This window comes from Candidatus Amarolinea aalborgensis (assembly GCF_900491745.1).
Lineage (GTDB): Bacteria > Chloroflexota > Anaerolineae > SSC4 > Amarolineaceae > Amarolinea > Amarolinea aalborgensis.
Genome location: NZ_UETR01000004.1, coordinates 1 through 25,571 on the forward strand (window position 1 = coordinate 1; position 25,571 = coordinate 25,571).

General features: G+C 63.4%; 18 protein-coding genes. 2 read left to right on the forward strand and 16 right to left on the reverse strand.

Going from position 1 to position 25,571, the window contains the following annotated elements; genetic code table 11:
• Nucleotides 1–785 (forward strand): alpha/beta hydrolase (locus tag ACPQ6D_RS06570; protein ID WP_423223509.1); only part of this gene is annotated, 785 nt, incomplete at its 5' end.
• Nucleotides 782–1,615: an alpha/beta hydrolase gene (locus tag ACPQ6D_RS06575; RefSeq protein WP_423223510.1), complete on the forward strand. Its 834-nt coding sequence runs from the start codon at nucleotides 782–784 to the stop codon at nucleotides 1,613–1,615. The genes ACPQ6D_RS06570 and ACPQ6D_RS06575, both read left to right, overlap by 4 nt.
• A gap of 239 nt (nucleotides 1,616–1,854) precedes the next feature.
• On the opposite strand, the gene ACPQ6D_RS06580 is transcribed toward ACPQ6D_RS06575, so the two are convergent.
• From ACPQ6D_RS06580 to ACPQ6D_RS06655, 16 genes are all read right to left on the reverse strand, one after another.
• Nucleotides 1,855–3,054, reverse strand: coding sequence for an ABC transporter permease (locus ACPQ6D_RS06580; RefSeq protein ID WP_423223511.1), 1,200 nt, complete (start codon nucleotides 3,052–3,054; stop codon nucleotides 1,855–1,857).
• Nucleotides 3,055–3,068: 14 nt separating this feature from the next.
• Nucleotides 3,069–4,331: an ABC transporter permease gene (locus ACPQ6D_RS06585; RefSeq protein ID WP_423223512.1), complete on the reverse strand. Its 1,263-nt coding sequence runs from the start codon at nucleotides 4,329–4,331 to the stop codon at nucleotides 3,069–3,071.
• 13 nt (nucleotides 4,332–4,344) lie between these two features.
• A complete protein-coding gene (locus ACPQ6D_RS06590) occupies nucleotides 4,345–5,289 on the reverse strand; it encodes an ABC transporter ATP-binding protein (protein WP_423223513.1) in 945 nt (314 codons plus the stop codon).
• 203 nt (nucleotides 5,290–5,492) lie between these two features.
• Nucleotides 5,493–6,860, reverse strand: a complete 1,368-nt coding sequence (gene hydA / locus ACPQ6D_RS06595) for a dihydropyrimidinase (RefSeq protein WP_423223514.1) — start codon at nucleotides 6,858–6,860, stop codon at nucleotides 5,493–5,495.
• 13 nt (nucleotides 6,861–6,873) lie between these two features.
• Nucleotides 6,874–10,947 (reverse strand): DNA polymerase III subunit alpha, encoded by a 4,074-nt coding sequence (locus ACPQ6D_RS06600; RefSeq protein WP_423223515.1) that lies wholly within the window; start codon nucleotides 10,945–10,947, stop codon nucleotides 6,874–6,876.
• Between the two features lie 119 nt (nucleotides 10,948–11,066).
• Nucleotides 11,067–11,723: a hypothetical protein gene (locus ACPQ6D_RS06605; protein ID WP_423223516.1), complete on the reverse strand. Its 657-nt coding sequence runs from the start codon at nucleotides 11,721–11,723 to the stop codon at nucleotides 11,067–11,069.
• 15 nt (nucleotides 11,724–11,738) lie between these two features.
• Nucleotides 11,739–13,253, reverse strand: a complete 1,515-nt coding sequence (locus tag ACPQ6D_RS06610; protein WP_423223517.1) for an acetyl-CoA carboxylase biotin carboxylase subunit — start codon at nucleotides 13,251–13,253, stop codon at nucleotides 11,739–11,741.
• A 112-nt stretch (nucleotides 13,254–13,365) separates the two neighbouring features.
• Nucleotides 13,366–13,989, reverse strand: coding sequence for a Uma2 family endonuclease (locus tag ACPQ6D_RS06615; RefSeq protein ID WP_423223518.1), 624 nt, complete (start codon nucleotides 13,987–13,989; stop codon nucleotides 13,366–13,368).
• Nucleotides 13,990–14,060: 71 nt separating this feature from the next.
• Nucleotides 14,061–15,671 (reverse strand): carboxyl transferase domain-containing protein, encoded by a 1,611-nt coding sequence (locus ACPQ6D_RS06620; RefSeq protein ID WP_423223519.1) that lies wholly within the window; start codon nucleotides 15,669–15,671, stop codon nucleotides 14,061–14,063.
• 15 nt (nucleotides 15,672–15,686) lie between these two features.
• Nucleotides 15,687–16,133 carry a GatB/YqeY domain-containing protein gene (locus ACPQ6D_RS06625; RefSeq protein ID WP_423223520.1) on the reverse strand — a complete coding sequence of 149 codons (447 nt, stop codon included), beginning with the start codon at nucleotides 16,131–16,133 and terminating at the stop codon, nucleotides 15,687–15,689.
• A 132-nt stretch (nucleotides 16,134–16,265) separates the two neighbouring features.
• Nucleotides 16,266–17,498, reverse strand: a complete 1,233-nt coding sequence (locus ACPQ6D_RS06630) for a YeeE/YedE thiosulfate transporter family protein (protein ID WP_423223521.1) — start codon at nucleotides 17,496–17,498, stop codon at nucleotides 16,266–16,268.
• A 26-nt stretch (nucleotides 17,499–17,524) separates the two neighbouring features.
• Nucleotides 17,525–18,127 carry a YeeE/YedE thiosulfate transporter family protein gene (locus tag ACPQ6D_RS06635; RefSeq protein ID WP_423223522.1) on the reverse strand — a complete coding sequence of 201 codons (603 nt, stop codon included), beginning with the start codon at nucleotides 18,125–18,127 and terminating at the stop codon, nucleotides 17,525–17,527.
• The gene (locus tag ACPQ6D_RS06640) at nucleotides 18,117–20,894 is read right to left on the reverse strand and encodes a cytochrome b/b6 domain-containing protein (protein WP_423223523.1); all 2,778 of its coding nucleotides are present in this window, start codon (nucleotides 20,892–20,894) and stop codon (nucleotides 18,117–18,119) included. Before ACPQ6D_RS06640 ends, ACPQ6D_RS06635 begins: the two co-directional genes overlap by 11 nt.
• A gap of 9 nt (nucleotides 20,895–20,903) precedes the next feature.
• Nucleotides 20,904–22,358 (reverse strand): tetrathionate reductase family octaheme c-type cytochrome, encoded by a 1,455-nt coding sequence (locus ACPQ6D_RS06645; RefSeq protein WP_423223524.1) that lies wholly within the window; start codon nucleotides 22,356–22,358, stop codon nucleotides 20,904–20,906.
• Nucleotides 22,359–22,392: 34 nt separating this feature from the next.
• Nucleotides 22,393–23,190, reverse strand: coding sequence for a PocR ligand-binding domain-containing protein (locus ACPQ6D_RS06650; RefSeq protein ID WP_423223525.1), 798 nt, complete (start codon nucleotides 23,188–23,190; stop codon nucleotides 22,393–22,395).
• Nucleotides 23,191–23,607: 417 nt separating this feature from the next.
• The gene (locus tag ACPQ6D_RS06655; protein ID WP_423223526.1) at nucleotides 23,608–25,545 is read right to left on the reverse strand and encodes an APC family permease; all 1,938 of its coding nucleotides are present in this window, start codon (nucleotides 25,543–25,545) and stop codon (nucleotides 23,608–23,610) included.
• Between the last annotated feature and the right edge of the window lie 26 nt (nucleotides 25,546–25,571).

The following is a 25,571-nucleotide window of genomic DNA, read 5'->3' on the forward strand; positions in this document are numbered from 1 at the left end:
GTGGACAGCCCGACCTGGCTCTGCGCCTGTTGGCTGAAGCCCTGGCCCAGGGTTACTGGAGCGATCCGGACCAGATGGTGGAGGATGAGGATCTGCTCACGCTGCGGGGTGACGCCGAGTTCCAGCGCCTCCTCGACATCTGTCGCGGCCAGCAGGCGGCCGCCCAGCGCGCAGCGCGGCCCGAACTACACCTGCTGTGGCCCACCGCCACAACGCCTGCACCCCTGCTGGTGGCCCTACATGGTAACCAGCACAACGCGGCCGACACGGCCCCCGCCTGGGAATCGCTGACCGCGGCGGGCTGGTGCGTCGCGTTGCCGCAATCATCGCAGATGGCGAGTCCCAATGCCTTTGTGTGGAACGACATCGCCATTGCGACGGCCGAGATGCGGGCCCATGCCGGGAATCTGCGTCAGGATCCCCGCATTGATTTCAACCACTGTGTCGTGGCCGGCTTTTCGATGGGCGCCCGGCAGGCGTTGTGGTCGGTGCTGGAAGGGATTTTTCCCGCGCACGGACTGATCATGCTCGGCCCCTGGTTGCCCGAATTATCGGCCTGGGCGCCGCGGTTGCCGCGCCTGGCGGAGACCGGCACGCGCACCTATGTCATCATCGGCGATGCCGATCACGCGTGTCTGCCGCACGCCGAAGCGCTGGTCGCCGCGCTGCGTGAGTACCGCCTCCCCTGTGAATTGGAGCTGCACCCTGGCCTGCGGCACCGCTACCCACCTGATTTTGCGACCAGCCTGCGTCGCGCCTTGGCCTATTTTGGGGGCGTATCATGACCGAAGATATCATCGCGACGCCGGCAGTCGGCGACGTGCACCGCCACGCCTATATGCCGTCGCAGTTCATCGAACCCAGGCATGTGGATGTTTGGGTTCCTCCTGGATTTGGGACTGAGGCCGCAACCCGCCATCCTGTGATTTACATGCAGGACGGCCAGAACCTCTTCGACCCGGCGTTAGCCAACACCGGTGTGGACTGGGGAGTGGCCGAGGCGATCACGCGCTTGCACACGGAACAGCAGCTCCCCGCGCCCATCGTGGTTGGCGTTTGGTGTACGCCTGAGCGCCGGCGTGAGTACATGCCGCAGAAGCCGTTGGAGATGCCCACAGCGCGCGCGCTGAGTGTACGCTTCGCCCGCGAATACGAAGGCCCGCCCAGCTCGGACGCGTATCTGCGGTTTTTGGTTGAGGAGCTCAAGCCCTTCATAGATGCCAGCTATCCAACCCTGCCCGACCAGCCGTCCACCTTCATCATGGGATCGAGCATGGGCGGTCTGCTCTCCCTCTATGCCCTGATTGAGTATCCGCATACCTTTGGCGGCGCGGGCTGCCTGTCCACGCACTGGCCGATCGGCGGCAGCATCCTGGTGGATGCCCTCGGCGCCGCGCTGCCGCCGCCAGCGACGCACAAACTCTACTTTGATTTTGGCACCGCCACGCTGGACGCCGACTATGAGCCGTACCAACGCCGCATGGACTCATGGATGGCCGCGGCCGGGTACACCCTGGGGCAGAACTGGCTAACCGAGAAGTTCGCCGGCGCCGAGCATAATGAAAGCGCCTGGCGCGCCCGCGTCCATATTCCCCTGCAGTTCCTCCTGGGCTAACTTGAAAATAGGCCGCGGATGAACACGGATCGCCACGGATTGCCTGTTTTCATCCACGGTTGTGCGCCCCGCGCATGGATAACTAACCTGAAAATAGGCCGCGGATGAACACGGATCGCCGCGGATTGTCTGTTTTCATTCCTGGTTGTGCGCCCCGCGCACGGGCAACCAGAACGGCCGCGGTCAGAGACCACGGTCTCCAATCTCTGGTCTCCAATCTCTGGTCTCCAATCTCCGTCCTATTCGTAGCGGAAACGTCGCACGCCGATGAGAAAGAAGACGGCGGCAAAGCCCAGCAGTACAGCTATTTCAGGCCAAATGCCCGTCAGGCCCTCCCCGCGCATCACCAAATCGGTCATGCCGCGCATGGCCCAGGTGGTCGGCAGGATGTGAACGATGGTGCGCACGGTCGGTGGGAAGACTTCCAGCGGCCACATGCAGCCGCCTAGCATACCCATCGTCATGCCCAGCATGATGCTCAGGCCGTTGGCCTGGCTCGGCGTCTTGACAAACGCACCCAGCATCGTGCCGAAGGCGACGGATGCCAGACCAAACGTGATCAGGAGCAGCAGCAGCGCCAATGGCGATTGGCCCCAGTTGACCTTGAGCACGAAGAAGCCAAAGCCGGCCAGGAGCAGCATCTGCACCAGGCCAAGGCTGAGCTGTCCGCCAATCGTGCCTAGCAGATACACGCCGCGCGTCACCGGCATGGTGAACAAGCGGCGCAACGTACCGGTGGACCGTTCGATCGCAAACAACTCCGACGCGCCCAGCAGTGGAATGAAGACCCAGACGATCAGTTGGCCGGCCGACGCGTGCGCCGTGCCGTCGAAGGGTCGGGTGCTGGCCGCGGCCGCCGGACGGATGATCTCCACCCGCGAGGGCGCGGCGTCCAACGCCTGCCGTGCGGCCGCCAGGCTCGATTCAAAATAGGCGCGACGGGCGGCGTCGTTGGCAAATGGGCGCACGCGCGCAGCCTCTTCCACGCTCAGGGTGGCCGCGGTCAACGCCTGGCTGACGCGTTCAGTCGCGGCGCGAATCCCCTGCTCGGCCGCCAGGTAATTGGTATTGGTGCGATCACTGCGCACCTCCACGGTGAGCGGCTGGCCGGCTTGCAGCGCAGCCTCGAAGCCGGCCGGCATGACCAGCAGGGTGACGGCCTCGCGCTGCAAGAAACGCGCTTCGGCGTCGGCGCGCGTGGTCTCCAGCGGCCGCACGGCTGTGGACTGCGTCAACCGCGCCAGCAGCTCGCCGGCCAGCGCGCTGTGATCTTCGTTGACCACCAACACCGGAATGCGATTGTCGCCGCCCTGCGTGCTGCTGAAGCCGGCCACGATGTACGTAAACAGGATCGGCAGCGCCAGGAAAAAGATCAGCTCGATCGGACTGGCAAAGCGCAGGAGAATATCCTTGCGCATGATCGCGAGAATTTTGTGCATGGTTATCTCCTGGTCTAGCGACTGAGCAGGCCTTTGCGCCGAAAGATCAGGATGGCGATGACCAGGAGCGTCACGGCCATCACCAACAGCGCGGCAATCATCGGCAGAAGATCAGACAAGGTTCCACCCTGCGCCAGCCGCGTGAAGCCGTCCTGCGCCCAACGATTTGGCGTCAGGCGGGCCAGCAGCGCCAGCGGGCCTTGCGGCGCGGCGCCGCCAAAGAAGCTGCCGCCGAGCAGGCCGAAGAGCAGAGCCAGGGCCATGCCCAGGCCAGAAACCTGACCGGGTTGGCGGGCCACGGCTGCCAACAGCATGCCCCAGCCGGTGGCTGCGGTCACCGCGGCGATGATCAACGGCGCCAGGGCCAGCGGATCACCCCAGCGCAGGCCAAAGAGCAGCGTACTGCTGCCGATCAAGATCGTCATCTGCGCGAGACCGATCAAGAAGGCGCCGAGCATTTTGCCTGCAAGCGCCTGGCCGGCGCCAGTCGGGCTGGTCAAGAGTCGGGCCAACGTGCCCTCGCGCTGTTCGGCCAGCAGGCTGCGGCCGCCCAGGCTGACGGTGTACATCAAGAAGAGTAGAGCCATGCCGGGCGCTAACACGGCCAGCGGGTCGAACTCCTGCGGCTGCGGCGCTGAGCGGTCCTGGCTGGCCGCCAGCGCGATGCGTGGGGCGCTGTCGCCCTGCGCCAGCAGGCGCGCGCCCATCGCCTGCGCCGCCGCACCGATGTCGGCCGGCTGCACGAGGCCGTGGGCGAGCAGTTCATTGATGGCCACCAGGCTGCTGACGCGCCCGGTTTCCACCCGGCTGATGAAGGCATCTACCACCGACTGGATGATCCCGCCGCTCAAGGGCCGCGCCGGGCTGAGAATCACCTGAATGGGCACGACCGTGCTGGCGGCGGCGGCCGCGGCCGTGCGCGGGATGATGCTGTCGCTGAAGCCGGCCGGGATGATGACAGCTCCGGCTACCTCATTGGCGGCGACCTGCGCACGCGCCGCCTCCGGGTCGCCGCCGGTGGTTGGCGCCAGCAGCCCGCTCAGCTCTGGCGAGGCGAAGACATTCACCAGCGCCCGGCCCAATGCGCCGTCGTCCTGGTTGATGAGGATTAGCGGCACGTCCTGGATGCCGGTGGTGTCGCCGCCGGAAAAACGGCCGGTGACCAGCCCCATGCCCAGGGTCAGGGCAAAGGGCGCGGCGAGCATCAGGATGAGCGCCGCGCGGTCACGAAAGATGACGGTCAGGTCTTTCCAGCCGATGAAGAGAATTTTGCGCATGAGATGCCTCCGCTCAGTCGCGCAGCGCGCGACCGGTCAGGTGCAGGAAGACGGCTTCCAGGTTTGGCTCTTGCATGTCCACCGAACGAATCTTGACCTGCAGTTGATCGGCTTTGACGATCACCGGCGATATGGCGGTTTCCGCTTCGGGGACCAGCAAGATTAGCTCGCGGTCACGGGTTGAAACCTGCAAAACGTCGGGCAGGGTGCGCAGCGCCGCGGCCAGGGTTTCGACATCGGCGCCTTCAGCCAGGTGCAGGCGGAGTGTGTCCTGCTGGCCGATCATCTTGGTCAATTCGGCCTGAGCCCCCAGTGCGATCAACTGGCCGTGGTCAATGATGCCAACCCGGTGGGACAGCTCCTCCGCCTCTTCCATGTAGTGCGTGGTGTATAGGATGGTCATGCCCTGGCGGTTCAGCTCTTTGATGGAGTCGAGGATGTTTCGTCGGCTCTGTGGGTCAATGCCCACGGTTGGCTCGTCCATGAAAAGGATGCGCGGTTCGTGCAAGAGACCGACGCCGATGTTGACCCGGCGTTTCATGCCGCCAGAATAGGTCTTGACGCGTTGGTTGGACTTCTCGCGCATGCCGATCTGCGCCAGCACCTCGTCCACGCGGCGCTTTAGCGCGGCGCCGGACATGCCCGCCATGCGGCCCCAGAACATCAGATTCTCGCGCGCACTCAGGTCTTCATACAGGGCAATCTCCTGCGGCACAACCCCAATCACGCGCTTGACCTCCATCGGCTGCCGGCGGATGGAATGACCGGCAACGGACGCATCGCCTGCGGATGGTTCCAGCAGGCAGGAGAGCATCGAAATCGTGGTGGTTTTGCCCGCGCCGTTGGGGCCAAGCAGGCTGAACACTTCGCCTTCCTCGATAGCAAAGGAAACGTCCTTGACGGCCTGATTGTCGCCGTAGTTCTTCTGGAGATGAGTGACTTCGACGATCGTTGACATAGGAAATCCTTTCCAAGCGCAGAGTGCAAAGCGCAGAGTACAAAGTGCAAAGCTTGCTGTGATTGAGGAGATTACAGGATGAGGCGGGGTGGCAACGATGCGCCGAAGGTCATGCGCCGGCAGAAAGTCGTGGCAAATCTCCGGTCTCTGGTCTCAGGCCTCCGGTCTCCAACCTCCTCGTGTAATGCCCCGTGCGGCGGCGTTCAGCGCACGCAGAAGCGGCCGCGGCCGGGCTGCCCAATGAACTGACCCTGGTCAACGATCACATCCCCGCGGCTGATGGTGGCGACCGGATAACCGCTGACCTGGATGCCTTCATATTGGCTGTACGGAATGGCGGAGTGGAGCGCGGCCTGGCTGAGCGTGACCTGGCGCGTAGGGTCGAAGAGGACGATGTCGGCATCCGCGCCGGGAAGCAGCTCGCCTTTGCCCCGCAGCCCGAAGAGGCGTGCGGGTGCGGTGCAGCACAGCTCGACCCAGCGCGTGCGGCTGATCTGCCCGCGGCGTACGCCGAAGGTGTGCATGAGCGCCAGGCGGGTCTCGATGCCGGAGATGCCGCCGGCCGTGCGCGTGAAATTAGCCGCGCCGGCCTGCTTCTGCTCATCAGGGTGCGGGCAGTGGTCGGTAGAGATGACGTCGAGGCCGCGACCGGCGACGGCCCGCCAGAGCGCCTCTTGTTCCACCTGGCCGCGGATGGGCGGCTGACACAGGAAGCGCAGCGCTTCGGGCAGAGGGCGCAAATACGCGGCGTCGTCCAGAACCAGGTAGTGTGGGCAGGTCTCACCGAAAGCGATTTGCCCGCGCGCCCGCGCCATGCCCAGGGCATGAACCGCTTCCGCGCATGAGATGTGGAAGATGAGCACGCGCGCGCCAGTCAGCCGCGCCAGAGCCAGCACGCGGTGCACCGCTTCGCCTTCGGTAATGGCCGGCCGGCTGGCGGGATGCCAGCGCGGTTCCACCTGACCTGCGGCCACGAAGCGCCGCGTCAACGTCTGAATGACCGGCCAGTTCTCAGCGTGCACGACGGCCAGTCCATCCACGGCGGCCACGGCTTCCAGCGCCTGCAGCAGGGCGTCGTCGGGCAGGTAATAGCCGGGATAAGCGGTGTAGAGCTTGAAGGAGTAGCAGCCGGCCTCGCGTGCTAGTGGCACTTCCTCGCGCCAGGCCGGGCGCGCAGCAATCATGGGGCCGGTCAAGGTCATGTGCAGGCCGTAGTCAATCACCACGCGGCCCTCGGCCTCACCGCGGCGTTCGGCCAATGCGGCCAACAGCGGCTGGTCTGGCCGGGGATCCACGAAGTCTACGATGCTGGTCACGCCGCCGTACGCGGCGGCCAGCGTGCCCTGGTAAAAATCATCGGCCGTGCGGCCATAGGCGGTGTGCAGGCTCAGATGGACATGGCCGTCCACCGCGCCCGGCAGGACATAGAGACCATCTGCATCGAGCGTGCGCCGGCCGCTGAGGCCATGACCGATGGCGGCGATCTTCTCGCCCTCAATCGCCACATCGGCTGTCAGTTCATGGGTGGCCGTGATCACGCGGCCCGCGCGAATCACCAAATCGTAGGGCACTCGCTTACCTCTCTTAGACCGACTCGACGCGCAGGCCATCCCAGCCGACGATGCGCGCCAATTCGGCCTGCAGCGCCGGGCTGCACGTGGTGGGATCGTTGGGGAAATCGAGCATCATGCGCTGCGCGCCCTGGGTCAGATAGAGCACAAAATGGTCCCGGCTCTGAGCATCCCGATGGCGCCGCATGACATCGTAAATTTGCCCCAAACGTCGTTTGTCTTCTTCTGCGCTGCTGCTGCGCAAAACGGTCACATGCACCTTGCGCAGGGGAGGCGCTTCGGTTGCTGCATCCGCCAGCTCACGCCCCCCGTCGTACAGCGTCATCGGCGCGTCCGCAATCACCCGCACGGGCGCTGCCGTCACCGCCGGCGCAGCCGCCATGGTCTGTGGAACGCTGCGCGGGGCCTGTGGCGTGGCTGCGGCTTGTGTGTGTGCAGTCGCCTGGCCGCTCACCGCCGTCAGCTGCGCCGTAGTTTGTCTGTCCATGACCTCTTGGCCGCCAAGCGGCGCTGTTGGCTCAGGAGCAGCCTGCCAACCATTGTCGTCGTCATCGTCGTCGGTCATCAGCAGCGCGGGCATGTCGTCGTCATCTTCCTCATCGCCGCCTGCGTCGCCGAAGTTGTACCAGGCGCCGGCAATCGGCCCGCCGCTGCCAATCTTCTCACGCGGCAAGGGCGCGGCCGCGTCTGGACGGCTGGGGCCAAACTGGGCGTCGTACACTTTGCCATTTCCAGTCGCACTCGTCGCACGGCTTGCCTGGCTGGGCGGCCGCATCGCCGCGCCGTCCAGCAAGATCTTCGCCCGATCCACATAGTCCTGCACCACGTCCACCAAAATGCTGACCCGACCGCCGTCGCGCGCATCCACCTTGCCGCGCACCAGCACGACCTTCTCCAGCGCCAGGCGGTCGCGCACCTCGGCATACGTGCGCGGGAAAATGGTCAACTCTACGGAGCCGCCCAGGTCTTCCAATGTGCAGAAGCCCATGGGCTCGCCCTTCTTGGTGACGATTTGCTTGATTTCGGTCAACATGCCGATCAGGAGCAGCGACTGGCCGGCCCTGGTCGCGTCCACCGCGCCGCATTGGCAGGTGACCAGGTCGCTGACATCCACCGTGATCTGCTGCAGTGGATGCGACGAGGCGTAGACGCCTAGCAGCTCCTTTTCCCAAGTGAGCCGCTCGCGTGACTTGGCTGCATCCACCTTGGGCAGGCGAATCTTGGTCATGGCGTGGCCTGCGCCGCTGCTCTTGCCGCTGAAGAGGTCGAAGATGCTCATCTGCCCCACCTCTTTGGCTTCGTGCGCGGCCGCGCTTTCGCCCATCATGCCATCTACGGCCGCCAGCAGTTGCGCGCGCTCGCCAAAGTCATCCAGCGCGCCGACTTTGATCAAACACTCCAACGGTCGCCGCGTCACCTTGCGCAGGTCGACGCGCTGGCACAAATCCTCCAGCGACCTGAACGGTCCGCCGGCCTGCCGCGCCTCCAGGATCGTCTCCACCGGCCCTTCGCCCACGTTTTTGACGGCCGCCAGGCCAAAGCGAATCGCCGCGCCGCGTGGAATGGGGAAGTGGTAGGCGATGTGCGTATCGTGGCCCACGGGCGGCGGCGTATCGGCCGGCCGCTGCTCAATGGTGAAATCGAGACCGCTGGCGTTCAGCGCCGGCGATAGCACTTCGATGCCCATGCGGCGGCACTCGGTGATGAAATTGGTCACCTTGTCGCTCTTGTCGCGCTCCACCAGGAGCTGCGCGGCCATGAATTCCAGCGGATAGTGCGCCTTGAGGTACGCCGTCTGCACACAGATCACCGCGTAGTCGGCCGCGTGCGCGCGGTTGAAACCGTAGCGCGCAAAGCCCTCCAGCGCGTCCCAAATCTTGTCGGCCTCCTCATGCGTCAGCCCCGAGGTGCGGGCGGTGCCCTGGGCAAACTTGGCGCGCTCCTTCTCGATCACATCCGCTTTCTTCTTGGAGATCGCGCGGCGCACGAGGTCCGCCTCGCCCGCCGTGTAGCCGGCCACCAGGGTCAGGAGCTGAATTATCTGCTCCTGATAGATGCAAACCCCGTAAGTCTCACCCAGAATCGGTTCTAGAGCGGGGTGGACATACTCCGGCTTTTTGCGGCCGTGCAGGCAGGCGATGTACTCTGGGATGAAGTCCATGGGGCCGGGGCGATAGAGCGAAATCGCGGCGACGATGTTGTTGAACTCGTGCGGCTGCATCTCCGTCAGGACGCGGCGCATGCCTGCGCCTTCCACCTGGAAAACGCCGGCCACTTCACCGCTGGCGAGCAGCTTGTACGATTCTACGTCGTCGAGGGGAATGTTGTCCAGCGTGTAGCGCACGCCGTGCCGTTCGGCAATCAGCCGCGTGGCCTCGCGCATGACGCTGAGCGTTGAGAGGCCGAGGAAGTCCACCTTGAGCAGGCCGATGGACTCCAGCACCGGGAACTCATACTGCGTCACCATCTTCGTGATGGCCGACTTCTGCGGACGCATGAGCGGCGTGTAGTGAATGAGCGGCTTGTCGGCTACAATGACGGCCGCGGCGTGAATCGAGGCATGGCGCGCCACGCCTTCGATCAGGCTGGCGGTCTCCAGCAGCTCCCTGACCTGAGCCTGTTCATCGTAGCTCTGCTTGAGATCGGGAATCTGCTCCAACGCCTCTTTGATGCTGACCGGCTTGCCGGGGATGTTGGGGATCATCTTGGCAACGCGATCCACCTCAGGCAGCGGAATCTCCATCACGCGGCCCACGTCGCGCACTGCGGCCCGCGCCTTCATGCGGCCAAAGGTGACGATCTGCGCCACTTGATCTTCGCCGTAACGGGCGATGGTGTAGCGGATCATCTCTTCGCGCTGATCGTCCGGGAAGTCGAGGTCGAAGTCCGGCATGGAGACGCGGCCCGGATTGAGGAAACGCTCGAAGATCAGGTTGTTGGGCAGCGGATCGAGGTTGGTAATGCCGGTGACGTAGGCGACGACCGAACCCGCGCCGGAGCCGCGCACGTTGTACCAGATGCCGCGCTCCCGTGCGTAGCGGCAGAGGTCGCCCACGATCAGGAAATAGACATCGAAGCCCATCTCGTGGATGACCTTTAGCTCGTGTTCGAAACGGCGGCGTACGGCTGGATCGTCCGCGCGGCCGTCATAACGCTGACGCAGGCCGGTTTCAGCCAGGTGGCGCAGGTAGCTCTCATAGTCGTGACCCGCAGGCATGGGGAAGGGCGGCAGATGGTAATTCCGGTCCTCCACATCCACGTTGCACATGTCGGCGATCAGCAAAGAATTGGAGAGGGCGCCGGGGTATGCGCCGAAGAGCTTGTCCATCTCCTCTGCGCTGCGCACATAGTACGAGCCATCGCTCATGCGCAGACGCTCTTTCGCAGTCATCGCAGCGGTGGTCTGGATGCAGAGCAGCACATCGTGCGGATTGGCGTCGCGTGCTTTGACATAATGCACATCGTTCGTTGCCAACAGCGGCAGGTCATACTGGCGGCTGAATTCGATCAACTGCCGATTGACCTGGTCGAGTTCCGGGATGCTGTGCTCTTGTAATTCCAGGTAGTAGCGCCCCGGCCCAAAGACATCACGATACCAGTGGACGCGTTCCACCGCCTCGCGCTCACGGCCCTGGCTGAGCAGGTGGGGAATTTCGGAGGCCAGGCAGCCGCTCGTGCAGATCAGCCCCTGCGCGTGTTTTTCCAGGAAGGCTTTGTCAATGCGTGGGCGGTAGTAGTAACCTTCGAGCTGCGCGTGCGTGCAGACTTTGAGCAGGTTGCGGTAGCCAATTTCGTTCTCAGCCAGCAGCAGCAGGTGATGGCGCGCTTTGTCCAGCGTTGCGTCGCGACCTTCCATCGGCCGGCCGTGCTTGGTCAAGTACGCCTCCACGCCAACGATGGGCTTGATGCCTTCCTTCTTGCAGGCGCGGAAGAAGTCAATGACCCCATGCATGGTGCCATGATCGGTCAGGGCCATCGCCTTCTGACCCAGGCTGGCCGCGTGCTTGACCAGGTCATTGACTCGGCCCAGGCCATCGAGCAGCGAAAATTCGGAATGGACGTGTAGGTGAACGAACTCGGGCGCCATGGAACGAGCCTCATACATTGCGAGATTGGTGCGGCTGAACTATACACCAGGCGGTGGATTTCATCAACATTTGCCACCCTGGCTGCCGCTGACACCATCGTCCGCGTCTTTATCCAACCTCAATAGTTCTCCAGCGGCGTCTCTTCATACCACCAGAAGCCGTGCGTCAGGACGTAGAGGCGATCCTGTCGGCCCAGCCAGCCGCACACGCAGCCCTCCCGCCAGCGCGCGCTGCTGTCGCTTAGATACTTGAAGCCGCCAAAGAACTGCGGCGCGTAGGCCTGATAGCGAAAGCCCGCGGCGCTGACTGCCTCTTCAGGCAGCACCATCGTGTTCGTGCGCACCACCTCGTGCGGGCAAACACCCTGCACGCTGATTGCCAGTCCTGTCTCCAGGATCAATTTTTCGCGGCGCAGCCCCTCGTCGTCATCGAAGCCCAGGGCGGCCGCGTAAGGCGCTTCATAGTGTAGACCCAATTCGCCGCCCAGGCGCTGAATCTCGTGCAACTGGCGCATGGCGGTCAGCGCGAAAGGGTTGTAGTGCAGCGCATGCAGGCGTACAAAATAGCTGGCTGTTGCGCCCTGGTCGTGTTCGATCTGCGCCAGGCGCAAGGCGTTGACGACGGTGAAATCAATGTCATGGCGCAGCAGGAGGACGCGATCGGCGCCGCTTGCCTTGCCGTCGAGGAGGTCTCGAAAACTGACGCAGGCATAGCCCAATGCCTGCGCCTCGGTCAAAATTTCCTGGTAATGGGCAAACGCAAAGTTGCAGTTCATGATAATCAGTGACTGTCAGCGGCTGCGACCCAGCCGGAAGTGATCCGCCTGGCGCCAGGGGTTGAACGGATCGCCGGTTGGCGCGGCCGCGCTTGGGCTGCTTGCGCCAACGACCGCCTGACCTTCAAGCAGATCAGACAGCGCAGCCGCAATCAGCGCCTCATCGGGCACGGGATCGTACGCTGGCTGCCAGTCCGCAAAGTGTTCCTCGACAAAGTGCGTCGTGGCTTCGCCCGCCTGGAAGACTGGATGCTGGATAACCGCCAGCAGGAAGGGGATGTTGGTGGTAACGCCCAAGACGATGTAGTGCTCCAGCGCCCAGGCCATCTTGCCCAGGGCATCGGCGCGATTCTGGCCCCACACAATCAGCTTTGCCATCATCGGGTCGTAGTGCAGCATCACCTCCGCGCCAGTGCTGATGCCAGCGTCCACGCGCACGCCCGGCCCTACCGGCTCGACCGCGCGCAGCACCTTGCCGATGCTGGGCAGGAAGTGGTTGGCCGGGTCTTCGGCGTAGATGCGACATTCGATGGCGTGCCCGCGCTGGGTGATCTGCGCCTGGCTAAAGGGCAGCGGCTCTCCGGCGGCGACCAACAACTGCGCCTTGACCAGGTCAATCCCGGTCACCGCTTCGGTGATCGGATGTTCCACCTGGAGGCGGGTGTTCATCTCCAGGAAGTAGAAGTTGCGCTCACGATCCACCAGGAACTCGATCGTGCCGGCGTTGGTGTAGTTGACGGCGCGCGCGGCTTGCACGGCGGCCGCGCCCATGGCCGCGCGCAACGCCGGCGTCAGCACCGGCGACGGCGTTTCTTCAATGATCTTCTGATGGCGGCGCTGTACCGAGCACTCGCGCTCGAACAGGTGCACAACATTCCCGTGCTGATCGCCCATCACCTGGAACTCGACATGGCGCGGTTCGGCCAGGTATTTTTCCAGGTAGATGCGGTCATCGCCAAACGCGTTCTGCGCCTCGCGCCGTGCAGATTGCAGCGCGTCCGCCAGGTCTTGCGGCCGCGCCACGATGCGCATGCCTTTGCCGCCGCCGCCGGCCGCGGCTTTGACCAGCAGCGGAAAGCCGAGCGAGTCGGCAGCCGCCAGCAGATCGGCATCCGCTGTGCTTTCCTGGTAGCCTGGCACCATCGGTACGCCGGCCGTGCGCATGGCCGCACGTGCGGCGGTCTTGCTGCCCATCGCGCGCATCGCCTCTGGCGTCGGGCCGATGAAGACCAGACCCGCCTTGCGCACGGCCGCGGCAAAGTCGGCGTTTTCGGACAAAAAGCCGTAGCCCGGATGAATGGCCTGGCAGCCCCGCTCCACGGCAGCCTGGATGATGGTATTCCCACGCAGGTACGATTGGCCGGGCGCGGGCGGGCCGATGAGCACGGCTTCATCAGCCAGCGCAGTGTGCAGCGCCTGCGCATCGGCCTCAGAGTAGACGGCCACGGTGCGGATGCCCATTTCCTGGCAGGCGCGAATGAGGCGCACCGCAATCTCGCCGCGGTTGGCAATTAGGACTTTTTCAAACATGCGATTTTCCCCATTGGCGTCAGTCCTCGTAGGTTCGGCATCCTGGCCGGACGGCGCTGGCGCAGCCAAGCACGCTCTGTGGCAGCCGGCGTCGTCACGGCGGAGGTGTGACCTACACAGCGGCCGCTTCTTTGATGACCCGCAGGTGCGACGCGCTTGCGGGCGAAATCGTCTCGATTTTGTCGTACACGTCGGCCAGGCTCAGCTGGCACTGAATGGACGGGATAACCACAGCCGCGTCCAGTCCACTGCGCTCGGCAAACAGCCAGGCGCCATCCTCTTGCCGTGCAAAATGCTCGATGCGCGCAATGTCCTGCGCCACCAAGAGATAGTCGCTCAGCGATTCCAGCGTGCGGTACTGCGCGAACTTCTCACCCCGGTCGTACGCCTCGGTGGATTTGGACAGCACTTCGATGATGACCGTGGGGTTGAGCAGGGTGTCTTCTTCCTGATCGTCAAAGCGAGGCTGGCCGCAGACCACGACCACATCCGGGTAAGTGTACAATCCCGTGGCGCTGACCTTGACGCGCAGGTCGCTGGCGAACACATCGCACGATCGGCCTTTGAGCTGTACAAATAAGGAAGCGACACAATTGACCATGATCCGCACGTGCCGGGGACTGGCGCCCGCCAGGGCAAAAATCTCGCCCGCATAGTATTCGCTCTTGGTTTCGGCCTTACGCTCATACGCCAGGTATTCCTGCGGGGTCAGAAAAGGTTTCAGTTGGACGCTCATGGTTCTATCCTTGTCAGTTTGCCGTAATTTTTGCCACGAATGGCTCGAATTGGACGAATGGTCGTGACGGGCTACATCCTGAACACCCCGTACGTGGTCTCCGGCACGGGGACGTTGAGGCAGGCGGAGAGGGCCAGGCCCAGTGCGCGGCGCGTCTCCGGCGGGTCGAGGATGCCGTCATCCCAGAGCCGCGCCGTGGAGTAGTAGGGGCTGCCCTCTTTTTCGTATTTGTCCATGATCGGCTGCTTGAACGCGGCCTGCTCTTCGGCGCTGAGCAATGGCTTGCCTAATCGCGCCAGTTGATCCTGCTTGACGGTCAGCAGCACGTTGGCGGCCTGCTCGCCGCCCATAACGCTGATGCGGCTGTTGGGCCACATCCACAGGAAACGGGGGCTGTACGCGCGTCCGCACATGCCGTAGTTGCCCGCGCCAAACGACCCTCCGATGATGACCGTCAGCTTGGGCACGGCCGCGTTGGCAACGGCGTGCACCAGCTTGGCCCCGTCTTTGGCAATGCCGCCGGCCTCGTATGCGCGGCCCACCATGAAGCCGGTGATGTTCTGCAGGAAGAGCAATGGAATGCGACGGCTGGTGCACAGCTCGACGAAATGCGCGCCCTTGAGCGACGATTCGCTGAACAGGATGCCGTTGTTCGCAACGATCCCGACAGGGTAGCCGTAGATGCGCGCAAAGCCGCAGACCAGCGTCGTGCCATAGAGGGCCTTGAACTCGCGGAAGCGGCTGCCATCCACCAGGCGGGCAATGACCTCGCGCACGTCGTACGCGGTCTTGAACGTAGTTGGAATCACGCCGTACAGTTCGGCCGGATCGTAAAGCGGTTCCTCCGGCGGCGCCACATCCAGGCCCACAGTTTTGGTGCTGTTGAGGGTCTCGACAATGTTGCGACACAGATCCAGCGCGTGCTCGTCATCGAGCGCGTAGTGGTCGGCCACGCCGGAGATGCGGGTGTGCACATCTGCGCCGCCCAGGTCCTCTGCGCTCACCTCTTCGCCCGTCGCCGCTTTGACCAAGGGCGGCCCGCCGAGGAAAATCGTGCCGGTGCCTTTGACGATGATCGTCTCGTCGCTCATTGCGGGCACGTACGCGCCCCCAGCCGTGCAGGACCCCATCACCGCGGCAATCTGCGGGATGCGCGCCGCGCTCATCAGGGCCTGGTTGTAGAAAATGCGGCCAAAGTCATCCACATCAGGGAAGACCTCGTCCTGCATGGGCAAGAACGCGCCGCCGGAGTCCACCAGGTAGATGCAGGGCAGGCGGTTTTCTAACGCCACCTGTTGGGCGCGCAGATGCTTTTTGACCGTCAGGGGGTAGTAGGTGCCGCCCTTGACCGTGGCGTCGTTGGCGATGATCAAGACCTCACGGCCGCTGACCACGCCGATGCCGGTGACGATGCCCGCGCCCGGCGCTTCATTGCCGTACAGCCCTTGTGCGGCCAGCGGCGACAGTTCCAGAAAGGGTGCGCCTGGGTCAAGCAGGCGTTCCAGGCGGTCACGCACGAAGAGCTTGCCTTGCTCCTGGTGGCGCTGATGGGCTTTGGCGTCGCCGCCCTGACGGGCGTCGGCCAGGCGCGCGCGCAGCTCAGCCGCCAGGGTCTCGTTATGAGCCTGGTTGAGTTGGAAAGCAGGATCGCGGCTGTTCAGTTGTGATTCGAGAACGTCCATGGTAGTCCTCGTCCCCTAGTTGGTAAGCAGTTCTTGCACGACCTGATTGACCAGTTTGCCATCTGCGCGGCCCTTGACCTGCGCCATCAGGTGTTTCATCACCAGGCCGGCCTGCGCCTTGCCGCTGACACCCAGCTCGCTGATGGCCTCGCGCACCAGGGCTTCGATCTCGGCCCGGCCCATCTGCTGGGGCAGATAGGTTTCCAGAATAGCCAGCTCGGCCCGCTCCTGCTCCACCAGGTCCTGACGCCCACCTTTGTGGAACTCCTCGATGGACTCACGATGGCGCTTGGCGTCGCGGCGAATGACATCGAGCACCTCAGCGTCGTTGAGGGGATGTCCTACCTCTACTTCCAGATAATTGATGCCAGTGAGCACCTGGCGCAGGGTGTCGCGGCGGCGGGCATCCCGCGCCTTCATGGCTTCGTGTAATTCCTGGTTTAACTGCTCTTTGAGTGACATAGTTGCCTCCGATGCGGGGGATACCTCTATTTTACCCTGCAATCGAACGAATGGGCAAATGATTCAGCGAAATGAAACAGCGCCGGTCGGGAGACCGGCGCTGAACGGCGAAGCGATGGCGCGAGGCCGGGGTTAGCCGCAGCCACCGCCGCTGGGACCGCGCTTAAGCTTGAGCTGGATCTTGGGCGTAAATTCGATCTCAAACGCATGTGGATTGGGCGTGGCGGCGGGCGACTGCGCGCCCAACGCCAGCGTGAACGGATAGCGCAGACGGTCGTCGCCTGGCGAGGGCGTGGCTGGCGGCAGGGCGGGATCTGCGCTGGCAAAAGTTTCCAGCCAGTGGTTCACGCCACCCTCCAGGATGTAGGCATTCGGCACGCTTTCGGCGGTCAACATCTTCCAGGCCTCGGTGGCGGCCGTTTCATCATTGCTCATGGTGACAAAAACGGTGTTGGCCGGCTCCAGCAGCAGAGAGGGAATCAGGGTTGACAGCGCCGCGGGCGCAACTCGCTGCGCCCCGGCGATGTGGAATAAGTTGAAATCGCCCTCGCTGCGCATGTCGAGCATGATGAGCTTCAGGTCGTCGTTGTGCAGCGCGCCCAGCAGCTCGGCTGGCGAGATCTGCACCGCGCGCTCGGCCAGCAGGGGCGCTTTGCTCGGCGCCAGGGCTTGCCACTTGTCGGCCGCGGTGGGCTGACCGATGACGATCAAGGCCACGGCCCCCAGGGTCAGCAGGCCGGCGCCGGCGTAGCGCAGCTTCGGCTCCAACTTCAGGTTCTTGCCGCCTACAATGCGCTCTAGCTGCTCGCCGCCCCAGAACATGAAGAGGGCCATCAGCACGATGATCAGCACGACGACGCCTACCGGCAGTTTGAGCCAATCTTGAATGGTGAACCGGCCCAGGTAGGACGAATTCCAGAACCCGGCGAAGGAGTCCACGGTTTCGCCGAAGAGGAAGATGCCAAAGAGGCCGCCCAGGACGAAGAAGAGGCCATCGAGCTTGAAGGTGGCAAACGCAACCAGTGAGGTGCCGGGGCAGAAGCCGCCAATGATGAAACCTGCGCCCATGATGAGGCCGCCGACGATGCCCGGCCACAGGTAGGTTGGGTTGACCCACACCAGGTTGTAGTCAAGCAACCCCAGGCCGACGGCGGCGAAGATCAGCACCATCGCCGTGACGATGGCGCCGAACATCACCTTGAGCACGGTCAGGTCTCGAAAGTAGAACTGCCGCGCCAGTTTGAGCGAGTTGCCGAAGCCGGCGCTCTCCAGCACATAGCCGAAGCCAACGCCGATCAGCAGATAAACCACATACTGACCCCAGTGGCCGAGTAAGGTTGCCAGTGAAAGAGGAAAAGGCGCCATACTGTGTCTCCTGTTCGATCCTGAATCTAGTTCCAGAGCTTGCGCACGAAATAGGCCACCGCGTAGCCGCCGCCAAAGACGGCGAACATGAAGGCCCACGAGCCGACCGAGAGCACCGAGCCGCCGGAGAGCGCCTGCCCGGAGGTGCAGCCGCGGGCAAAGCGGGCGCCATAGCCCATGATCGCGCCGCCCAGGAAGGCCATGAACCAGCGCGTGCGCGGGGTGATCTGCGGCCCGCGCACGGTTTCCACTTTCAGGCGGCCGTTGCGCCAGCCGGATAGAAAACCGCCGATGACGGTGCCGATGACCATGAACACCAGGTAGGAATCGAGCGGGTTCTTGTCACCCCCAGCCAGTTTCACCAGGTAGGGCACGCGATCCATGTGGCCCGGCGCAATCAGGTCTTCGAGGAAGCCAATGATGCTGTTCAGCCCGCCGGACGCGCCCAGACCGTTGCCGGTGAGGAAGAAGGCGGTGAACAGCACCAGGCCCAGCAGCGCGGCGGCCAGGTAGGGATGAATGTACTCTCTGGTGGTGCGCGCGGCAAAGACGCGCCCGGCCGCCGCCTTGAGCGCGGCCAGGCTAAACGGCGTTTTGCGTGGAGTAAGGGAATCGGTATTAGTTGCCATGAGACGGCGCCTCCTGGGCTAGTTTGAATGTCTCTCCGCTGCCGATCGGCGCAGGGAGTGCATCGTGCGTTTCCAACAGATCCCACCCGTTCATCATTGCCTGGATCGAGGCCAGCGGAGTGTGACCGGTGGTGGTGAGGTAAACATGCAAGACGACAAAGGCGGCCAGCAGCCAGGCAATCAGCGAGTGCACGGGGGCCAGCAAAGGCAGGCCGCCCAGGCGCAGGGCCAGATCGGGCCAATGCTGCGCGCCCCACATCAGCGCGCCCGTGATGACCTGTCCGGGCAAAAGCAGGTTGAGCAACCCAAAGTAGGTGATCTGCTGCAAGGGGTTGAGTTTGCGCTGCGGCGCTTTTTCGAAGGGATGCGGCTCGTTCTTGAAGATGCCGCGCAGGTAGAACTTGGCCTGGACGATGGCCTGGTCGTAGAAGCCAGCCGGGCGTGGGATGAACTGCTTGATTTCGCCGCTCGCCAGGTGGTAGAACAACGAGAGTGCAGCGTTGATGACGACGATGGCCGCCAGCACATTGTGCACCTGCACCACGGACTTGAAGGCGAAGATGCCAAAGATGTCGGGCTTGTGAATGATCAGCCCGCTGAAGATCAACCCCAAGATGGTGAAGGTCTGCAGCCAATGCCAGAAGCGTTCGTAGACGGCGTACACATAGACCTGCTTGAGCTGCGGCGTGTGCTTGGGCAGGCGCAGCGCGGCGGCAAAGCGCAGACCGCCGTGCGCCACGACGGCCAGCACGGTGCCGGCAAAAGCGATCATGCCAAACCAATCTACCCACGGCACGCTGGACTGGCCGAAGATGTAGAGCTTGTTGGTTTCGACGCTCGGCTGGTAACGCAGCGCGCCGTCCGCCGCCCTGACCAGGCTGCCGTTCAACACGGTGCTGGTGCCAGCCAGCAGGGCCGGCGTGATTCCGGTTGGACCGGCTGCGGAGACGGTGAACGACTGAGCCAGGCGTGAATCGGCGCTGTGGCAGGCGGTGCACGCGCGGGTCACCCACTCGCCGTTGGCGACGTCGTGGCTGATAGTGTAGGGCTGTATGTCCCCGGCGATGCGAGGATTGGCCAGGCCCAGCGCCGCCAAACGACCAGCGATGACGTGCTGCTTGGACGCGCTGTCCAGCACCAACTCCGCTTCGGTCAAGGCGCCATTCTGATCCGTGTCGAGCGCGGCCACCACCTCGGCAGCGTAGCTGCCGCCGTCGAACCAGGCTGCTTTCAGGTCTTGCTGGCGCACGGGCCGCGCCGGATCGCCATAGACCCAGTACCAGGCCGTCACCAGGTTATGAGGCGCCAGGCGGGTCTTGCCGTCCACATCCTGACGCATGAGCAGCGTAGGCTGATAGCCGGTAATGAGGGACGAGGCAGCCTGTGGATCGCCCTCCACGCCGCGGTACTCGCGCCGCGGCTCGGCGTTGGCAGTGAGCACCGTCCAATCCACGCTCTGCAGCGCGGGGGCGTAGAGCCGGGGAATGTGACAGGTCTCGCAGGCCACGGTGCTCAGATGGCTGTCGGTGTAGGGCAGCCATTGATGGGTGGACGCGGCATTGTGACAGCTGTCGCAGCGGCGCATGGTGTCGGCCAACCCAGGCGCAATGGCGTGTTGGGCGGTGGGGCCTTTGGCAAAGTCGTGCAGCGGCTGCTGCACATACTCGCCCAGGCTCAGCCGCCGCGGGTCAAAAGCCAGATGGTCGGGGCGGGTGTCCGCGCTCTCGCGGAAATAGATCGGGTTGTTGAGCGAGAAGTGACACTCTGTGCACTTCACTTGGCGGGCGGCATGCACATCCCACGGCCGCGTCAGGTCTGCTTTGCTGGCGAGGTTCAAGCCGGATGCGGAGATGCGCTGCCCGGCGATGATCTGGCCGGTGGTCAGCGTGCTCCACGAGGTGCTCGATGTGCTCGTCAGGGTGACAGGCGTCGCCGCGTCCGTGTGCGCCAATCCATGGCACTGCCCGCAGTTGGCGTTGCTGGGGTCCTGCACGGTGATGAACTCGGTCTTGAGCTGACCGTCGGTCTCGAACGCGTCGGCATTCCAGCGGTACTCCGTACCATTGGCCGCGACCAGGCCGGTGCCGAGCAATGTCGCGGTGTTAGCCCAGCGAAACTGACCGCTTTGCAGCGCGGCGATGCGCGCGGCGTTGTTCGGATTGGGCAGATGACACAGAAAGCAGTTCATCTCCACCGTGCCTGACGCGGCCCAATCCCAGGCCGTGACCTGGCCCGTGGTCGGGTCGAGCACGGCCGTCTCTGGATTACTGGCGTCGGCGGGCAAGGCGCTGAGCGGGCGGCCGTCACGCGTGACCAGCGCCGGCCCGCCGCCCACGTGGCGATCGCCAAAATCCATGACCCATTCAGGCGTGCCCAGGTCAAGCAAAGGATCGCCGGCGAGGGAGAGGTAGCGATAGCGCAGCGGGTCCCAACGGCCGAAAGCGCCGGCACTGCTGTCCCAGGCGCGGCCGCTCGTCACCTGGCCGGGCTGGGCAAAGCCATCCAGGCCTAGCGAGGCATGGTAGCTGTGACTTTGAATGAAGGCCGTGTCGTGGCAGGCGCCGCAGGTCTTGAGGGTAGAGACCGGGTTGCCGGTGGCAAGAACCGAGGCTCCGTTCTCGTCCAGCAGAGCGAACTGCGGGTGGATCGGTGGAGGCTGCGGCGCTGACTCGGTGTCGGTCTGCGCGGCGGCCCAGGGCAGGCCAAACAGCGCGGCCAGCAGCAAGCCCAGAATGATCAAAATCGTGGCGCGGTATGGAATTTTCATATGGCTCTCTTACTTCGCCTGCAAGCGTCCGCCCCAGGTCATGGGGTCGCCCGGATAGCCCAGGGCCTGCCAGTCCATGCGGCCGTTGGCGCCGTGACACGATTCGCACTGCAGGGCGTTCTCTGCAGGCTGCACCATGTGAGTGGCCGGGTAGTACATCCGGGTTTCGGCGAAACCGTACTGCCCGGAGAAAGTGATGCCGGCGTCCTGCGCGCCCAAAGCCAGCGCCGAGGGCCAGTCGAAGGTGGTCCAATAGCCGCCCTCGCCCGCCGTGCGCGGGGCCAGCAGGATGTTGTTCACCGTGTCGTATGGTTGTTTGGCGACGTGCACCTTGAACGGAAAGATTTTGGCGTTGGGATCGTTGATGTCACCGGCCGGCAGGTTGATCATCGTTGGCTGCGTGGGGGTAATCGTGTCGCCCAGCAAATAGCGGTAGGCATTGCTGCCGTTGAACCAGCGGTAGGTGGGCGTCACGCTGTTTTGATACTGAAACTCGCCCTTGATCTTCAGGTAGGTGTAATGATCTTCCGGCCGGTCTTGCCCCGCGGCCGACCAGTCCCAATAGGTCTTGGTTGGGTTCTTGAGCGCCACTGCGGGGATGTGGCAGGTCTGGCAGGCCACGCTCTTCGTGTGGGCGTTCAGGCGATCATCCTCATGCGGCGTGCTGGCGTGACAATCGGTGCACTGCACTTGCTCTGCGGTTTGGATAGCGAGGTTGTCGGCCAACAGGCGGCCTTTGATGACGTGGTCCTGCGTACGGTGGCAGTCGGTGCACTGCAAGTTCAGGCGGCTCATGTGCACATCCAGGCTTTCGGACGGAAAGTTCAGGCTGCTGTCCAGGTCGCCATGCTTGACGTTGTTGCCGCCGCCGCCATCGTAGTGGCAGGCTCCGCAGTTCTCGCGCGTCGGCCTGCCCACGCTCTTGGCGGCCGCGGCCAGGTCTACCCCCTCAGCCGGGTAGCCGAAATCGCCTTTGCTGTAGGTGGCCCGGTCGGCGTGGCAAACCAGGCAGTCTACCTTGAGCGGGTTGCTGAAGTCGAACTGGTCATTTTCCCAGCCATAACCAGCGTGACAGCTCATGCACTTCTTCTCGTTGCCCTGCGCGCTGATGCAGAAGTTGTTGATCTGGTTCTTCTTGCCGATAGTCACCGGCTCGCTGCGCCAGGTGGCGGTGATCGGCTGGCTTTCCCACGTCCAGTGCGTCGTGGCCATGAGTTGGGCGGCGGAATCGGGGTGACACGTCAGGCAGGCGGCGGTGACTTCTGGCCCACTGGTATATGGGCCTTTGAGCAGATGCGCGTGATCGGTCTCAGGGACGCGTGTGAGCAGTGAGGCCAGCGGCGTGTCGGGCGCGGCCGCGGTTTGGGGGCGCAGCAGGATCAGCGGCACGAGGATGACGGCCAGGGTCACGGTCAGGCCGATCAACCAGGTGGCGTTTTTTCTAAGGAAGGCGGGAAGGCGCATGAGAAGCTCCTGAAAATTGAGATGGCGTCGGCGCTCAGCCGTTTGATTCTGGCGATACTTGGCTGCTCAGTTGGGCGATCCTGGTCAGCGCCAGGCGCGCCAGGTGCCCCTGGTAGCCGATGCCTGACAGAGCGTTGGCGATCACGGCCAGCAGGCGGGTGATCTGCAAGGCCTGCTCGGCGCTGACGATGGGCAGCGAGTCCTGGGCCGCGGCCAACGCGTCGCCGTCAACCCCAATGCGGGCGCCCGTGGTCAGCGCCTGCTGGCGAAACGATTCTGGATCTGGCGCTTCGGTGAGAAACTGACCGGCCGTCACCATGCCCACGCGCTGACCGGCGACCTCAACCGGAGCGCTGGCGTAACGGATGCCGGCATGGCACGTGTGAACATTCGCGCCTTCTTCGGCTGAGCGGGCCACGGCCCGCCACGAGCTTTGGCAGGCTGCCATACCTTCCTTGGTCAAGTGCACCAGGCGGCAGAAACGACTGCAGCGGCTGCATGGCGCCAATGGCTGGCCGTCCAGGTCCGTGACGAAGGAGGACATGCCCAGGACGGCCGCAAACTGATCCTGAATGCCTTCCAGCGTCTTGAGCGGGATCAGATCGGAAAGGCGCAGGTCAGGCGGATTGGCGGCGGGGGCGGTAGACGCGGCTGGCAGGCGGGTGCGGTCGCGATCGCTCAGCCAGGAGTCAATGGCGTCGGTGGAAAAGCGCCACTGACCGCCGACGCGCAGCGCCGGCAGCTCGCCTTCTTTGACCATCCGGTAGATGGTGACACGGTCGAGCTGCAGGCGATCTTGCAATTCACGGGTCGTGAGTAGTTTGTCAGGCATCGTTGTCTCGCTGGCCTTTCATTCATCGGTGTGGGGGAATCATCCTGGTCGGGTAAACCGATAGTTTGATTATAGAAGTTTTTATCACAAAAGTCAATATCTTGATCTAGCTTTTTATAATTTGTTACTTTTGTGGTTCGTCGAGTGCATCGTGATGACGGTTGAGGTGGCGCACTTGTGGAGAATGGGGCATACGACCAGGAATAAAAAGTCCTCGACAAGTCGAGGACTTGGGGACGGTCGGAGCGCGGAACAAGGTTCGGCTCATTTCAATGAAGACAGACCATCCGCGGCTTACCTTCAGGTCAGTCCTCAACACAAAGACACCAAGCCAGCAAGGTGTCAAAGACTTTCTTGTGTCTTGGTGTCTTTGTGTGCGCCAGTCATGTCCGGGGAGACTGTGTTTTCAAGTCAATTTCATTCGAGATGGTATGGCACATCCATGACGATGATACCCGGCTTGGAACGCAGGGCCAGACGCAGATTGAGTGCGGCCTGGGTATGCAGCAAGTATTGCCAGCGGCGCTTGGGCACAAATTCTGGCACGACCACGGTAATGACCTCGTGCACTTGGCGGCTCTTGTCAATTTTGTCTATGTACTGCAACAGCGGCTCCATAAGCTGTCGGTAGGGCGAATCCAGGATGACCAGCCGGATGCCATCGCCCCACATCTCCCACTTGCGCCGCACCCGCTCCGCTTCCGCTGGATCCATGGAGACGTGCACAGCCGTGATGTCGTGAGACAACGTGCTTGCATAACGCATCGCCGCCAGCGTGCCGCGATGGACGCCGCTGATGGGGATGATGACGCGGTGGCGGGTGACACGCGGCGCCGCCCGGTACGCTTCCAATGACAAGCGCTTCGCCAAGTCCCGGTAGTGATGATGGATCGAGAAGAAAATCGTCACCAAGGTGGGCACGAGCAGAATAATGATCCATGCGCCTTCGCGAAACTTCGTGATGGCGAATACCAGCATGACGATGAAGGTTGCGACGGCCCCCACGCCGTTGATGACGAGCTTGAGCTTCCAGCGCGGATCATGAGTTAGGATCGAGCCAGGCTCCTGCACCACCGCGCCAGGCGCCAGGTGGCCGGATTTCCACCAGCGCCGCGCCATGCCTGTTTGGGACATGGTGAAGGACAGGAAGACGCCGATGGCGTAGAGCGGAATCAGCGCCGTGACGCTGGCCTGGAACATGACAATGAGCAGCGAGGCAATCAGCGCCAGCGCCATGATGCCGTACGAATAGACCAGGCGGCTACCTTTGAAGGTCAATTGCCGGGGTAGAAAGCCGTCGCCCGCGTGCAGCGCGCCCAAGCGCGGAAAATCAGCAAACGAGGTGTTGGCCGCCATGATCAGGATCAGCGTCGTCGCGGCAATCAACATTAAGTAGAACACCCCTTGTCCGCCGAACGCGGTGCGCGCCAACTGCGAGATGATCGTTTCGGTCTCGGAGGGTATGGCGCCGATTTGGCGACTCAAGAAGGTGATGCCGAGAAACAGCGCGCCCAAAATAGCGGCCATCCACATCAAGGTGATGCCCGCATTGCGGCTCTTTGGCTCCCGAAACGCGGTGATGCCGTTGGAAATGGCTTCCACGCCTGTCAACGCCGTAGTGCCGTTGGCAAAGGCATGCAAAATGAGAAACAGACCAACAGCCTGCAGCGTACCGGTAGTTGCGAGCGGCGGCGGGTTTGTCACCACGCCCAGGGTGCCCGTGAGGTAGCGGATAAAGGCCAACGCGACGGCGCCGACCATCATGACCAGAAAGAAATAGGTGGGTATGGCGAACGTCGCGCCTGACTCCTTCACCCCACGGAGGTTGATCAGCATCACAAACAGGATGGTTGCAACCGCGATCTCCACGCGCCAGGGGAACAGCCTAGGAAACGCCGAGGTAATCTGGGCCACACCAGACGACACCGATACGGCCACCGTTAGAATGTAGTCGGTGAGCAAGGCCGCGCCGGCGGTTTGAGCAGGCAGCTCGCCCAGGTTGTCACGGGCTACGATGTACGCGCCGCCGCCGCCGGGGTATGCGTGAATGGTCTGCTCGTAGGAGACGGTGACAATCGCCAGCAAGGCGACGATCGCGATGCTGATGGGCACCGCCAGCGTAAACGCGCCCGTGCCGGCCAGGGCCAGCACCACCAAAATCTCCTGCGTCGCATACGCAGTAGATGACAAGGCATCCGAGGCGAAAACAGCCAGGCCGACGGCTTTGCCGATGGTCTGATTGGGGGCGTCCGCCGTAGACAACGGGCGGCCCAGCAGCCAGGTGCGCCATGAACGCGGCGGGTGCGTTGTGTGTGGAAACTGAAACACAGTGGACTTGTCGCTTTCGACAATCATAGATGCCCCTTTCTCGAATCCCTGGG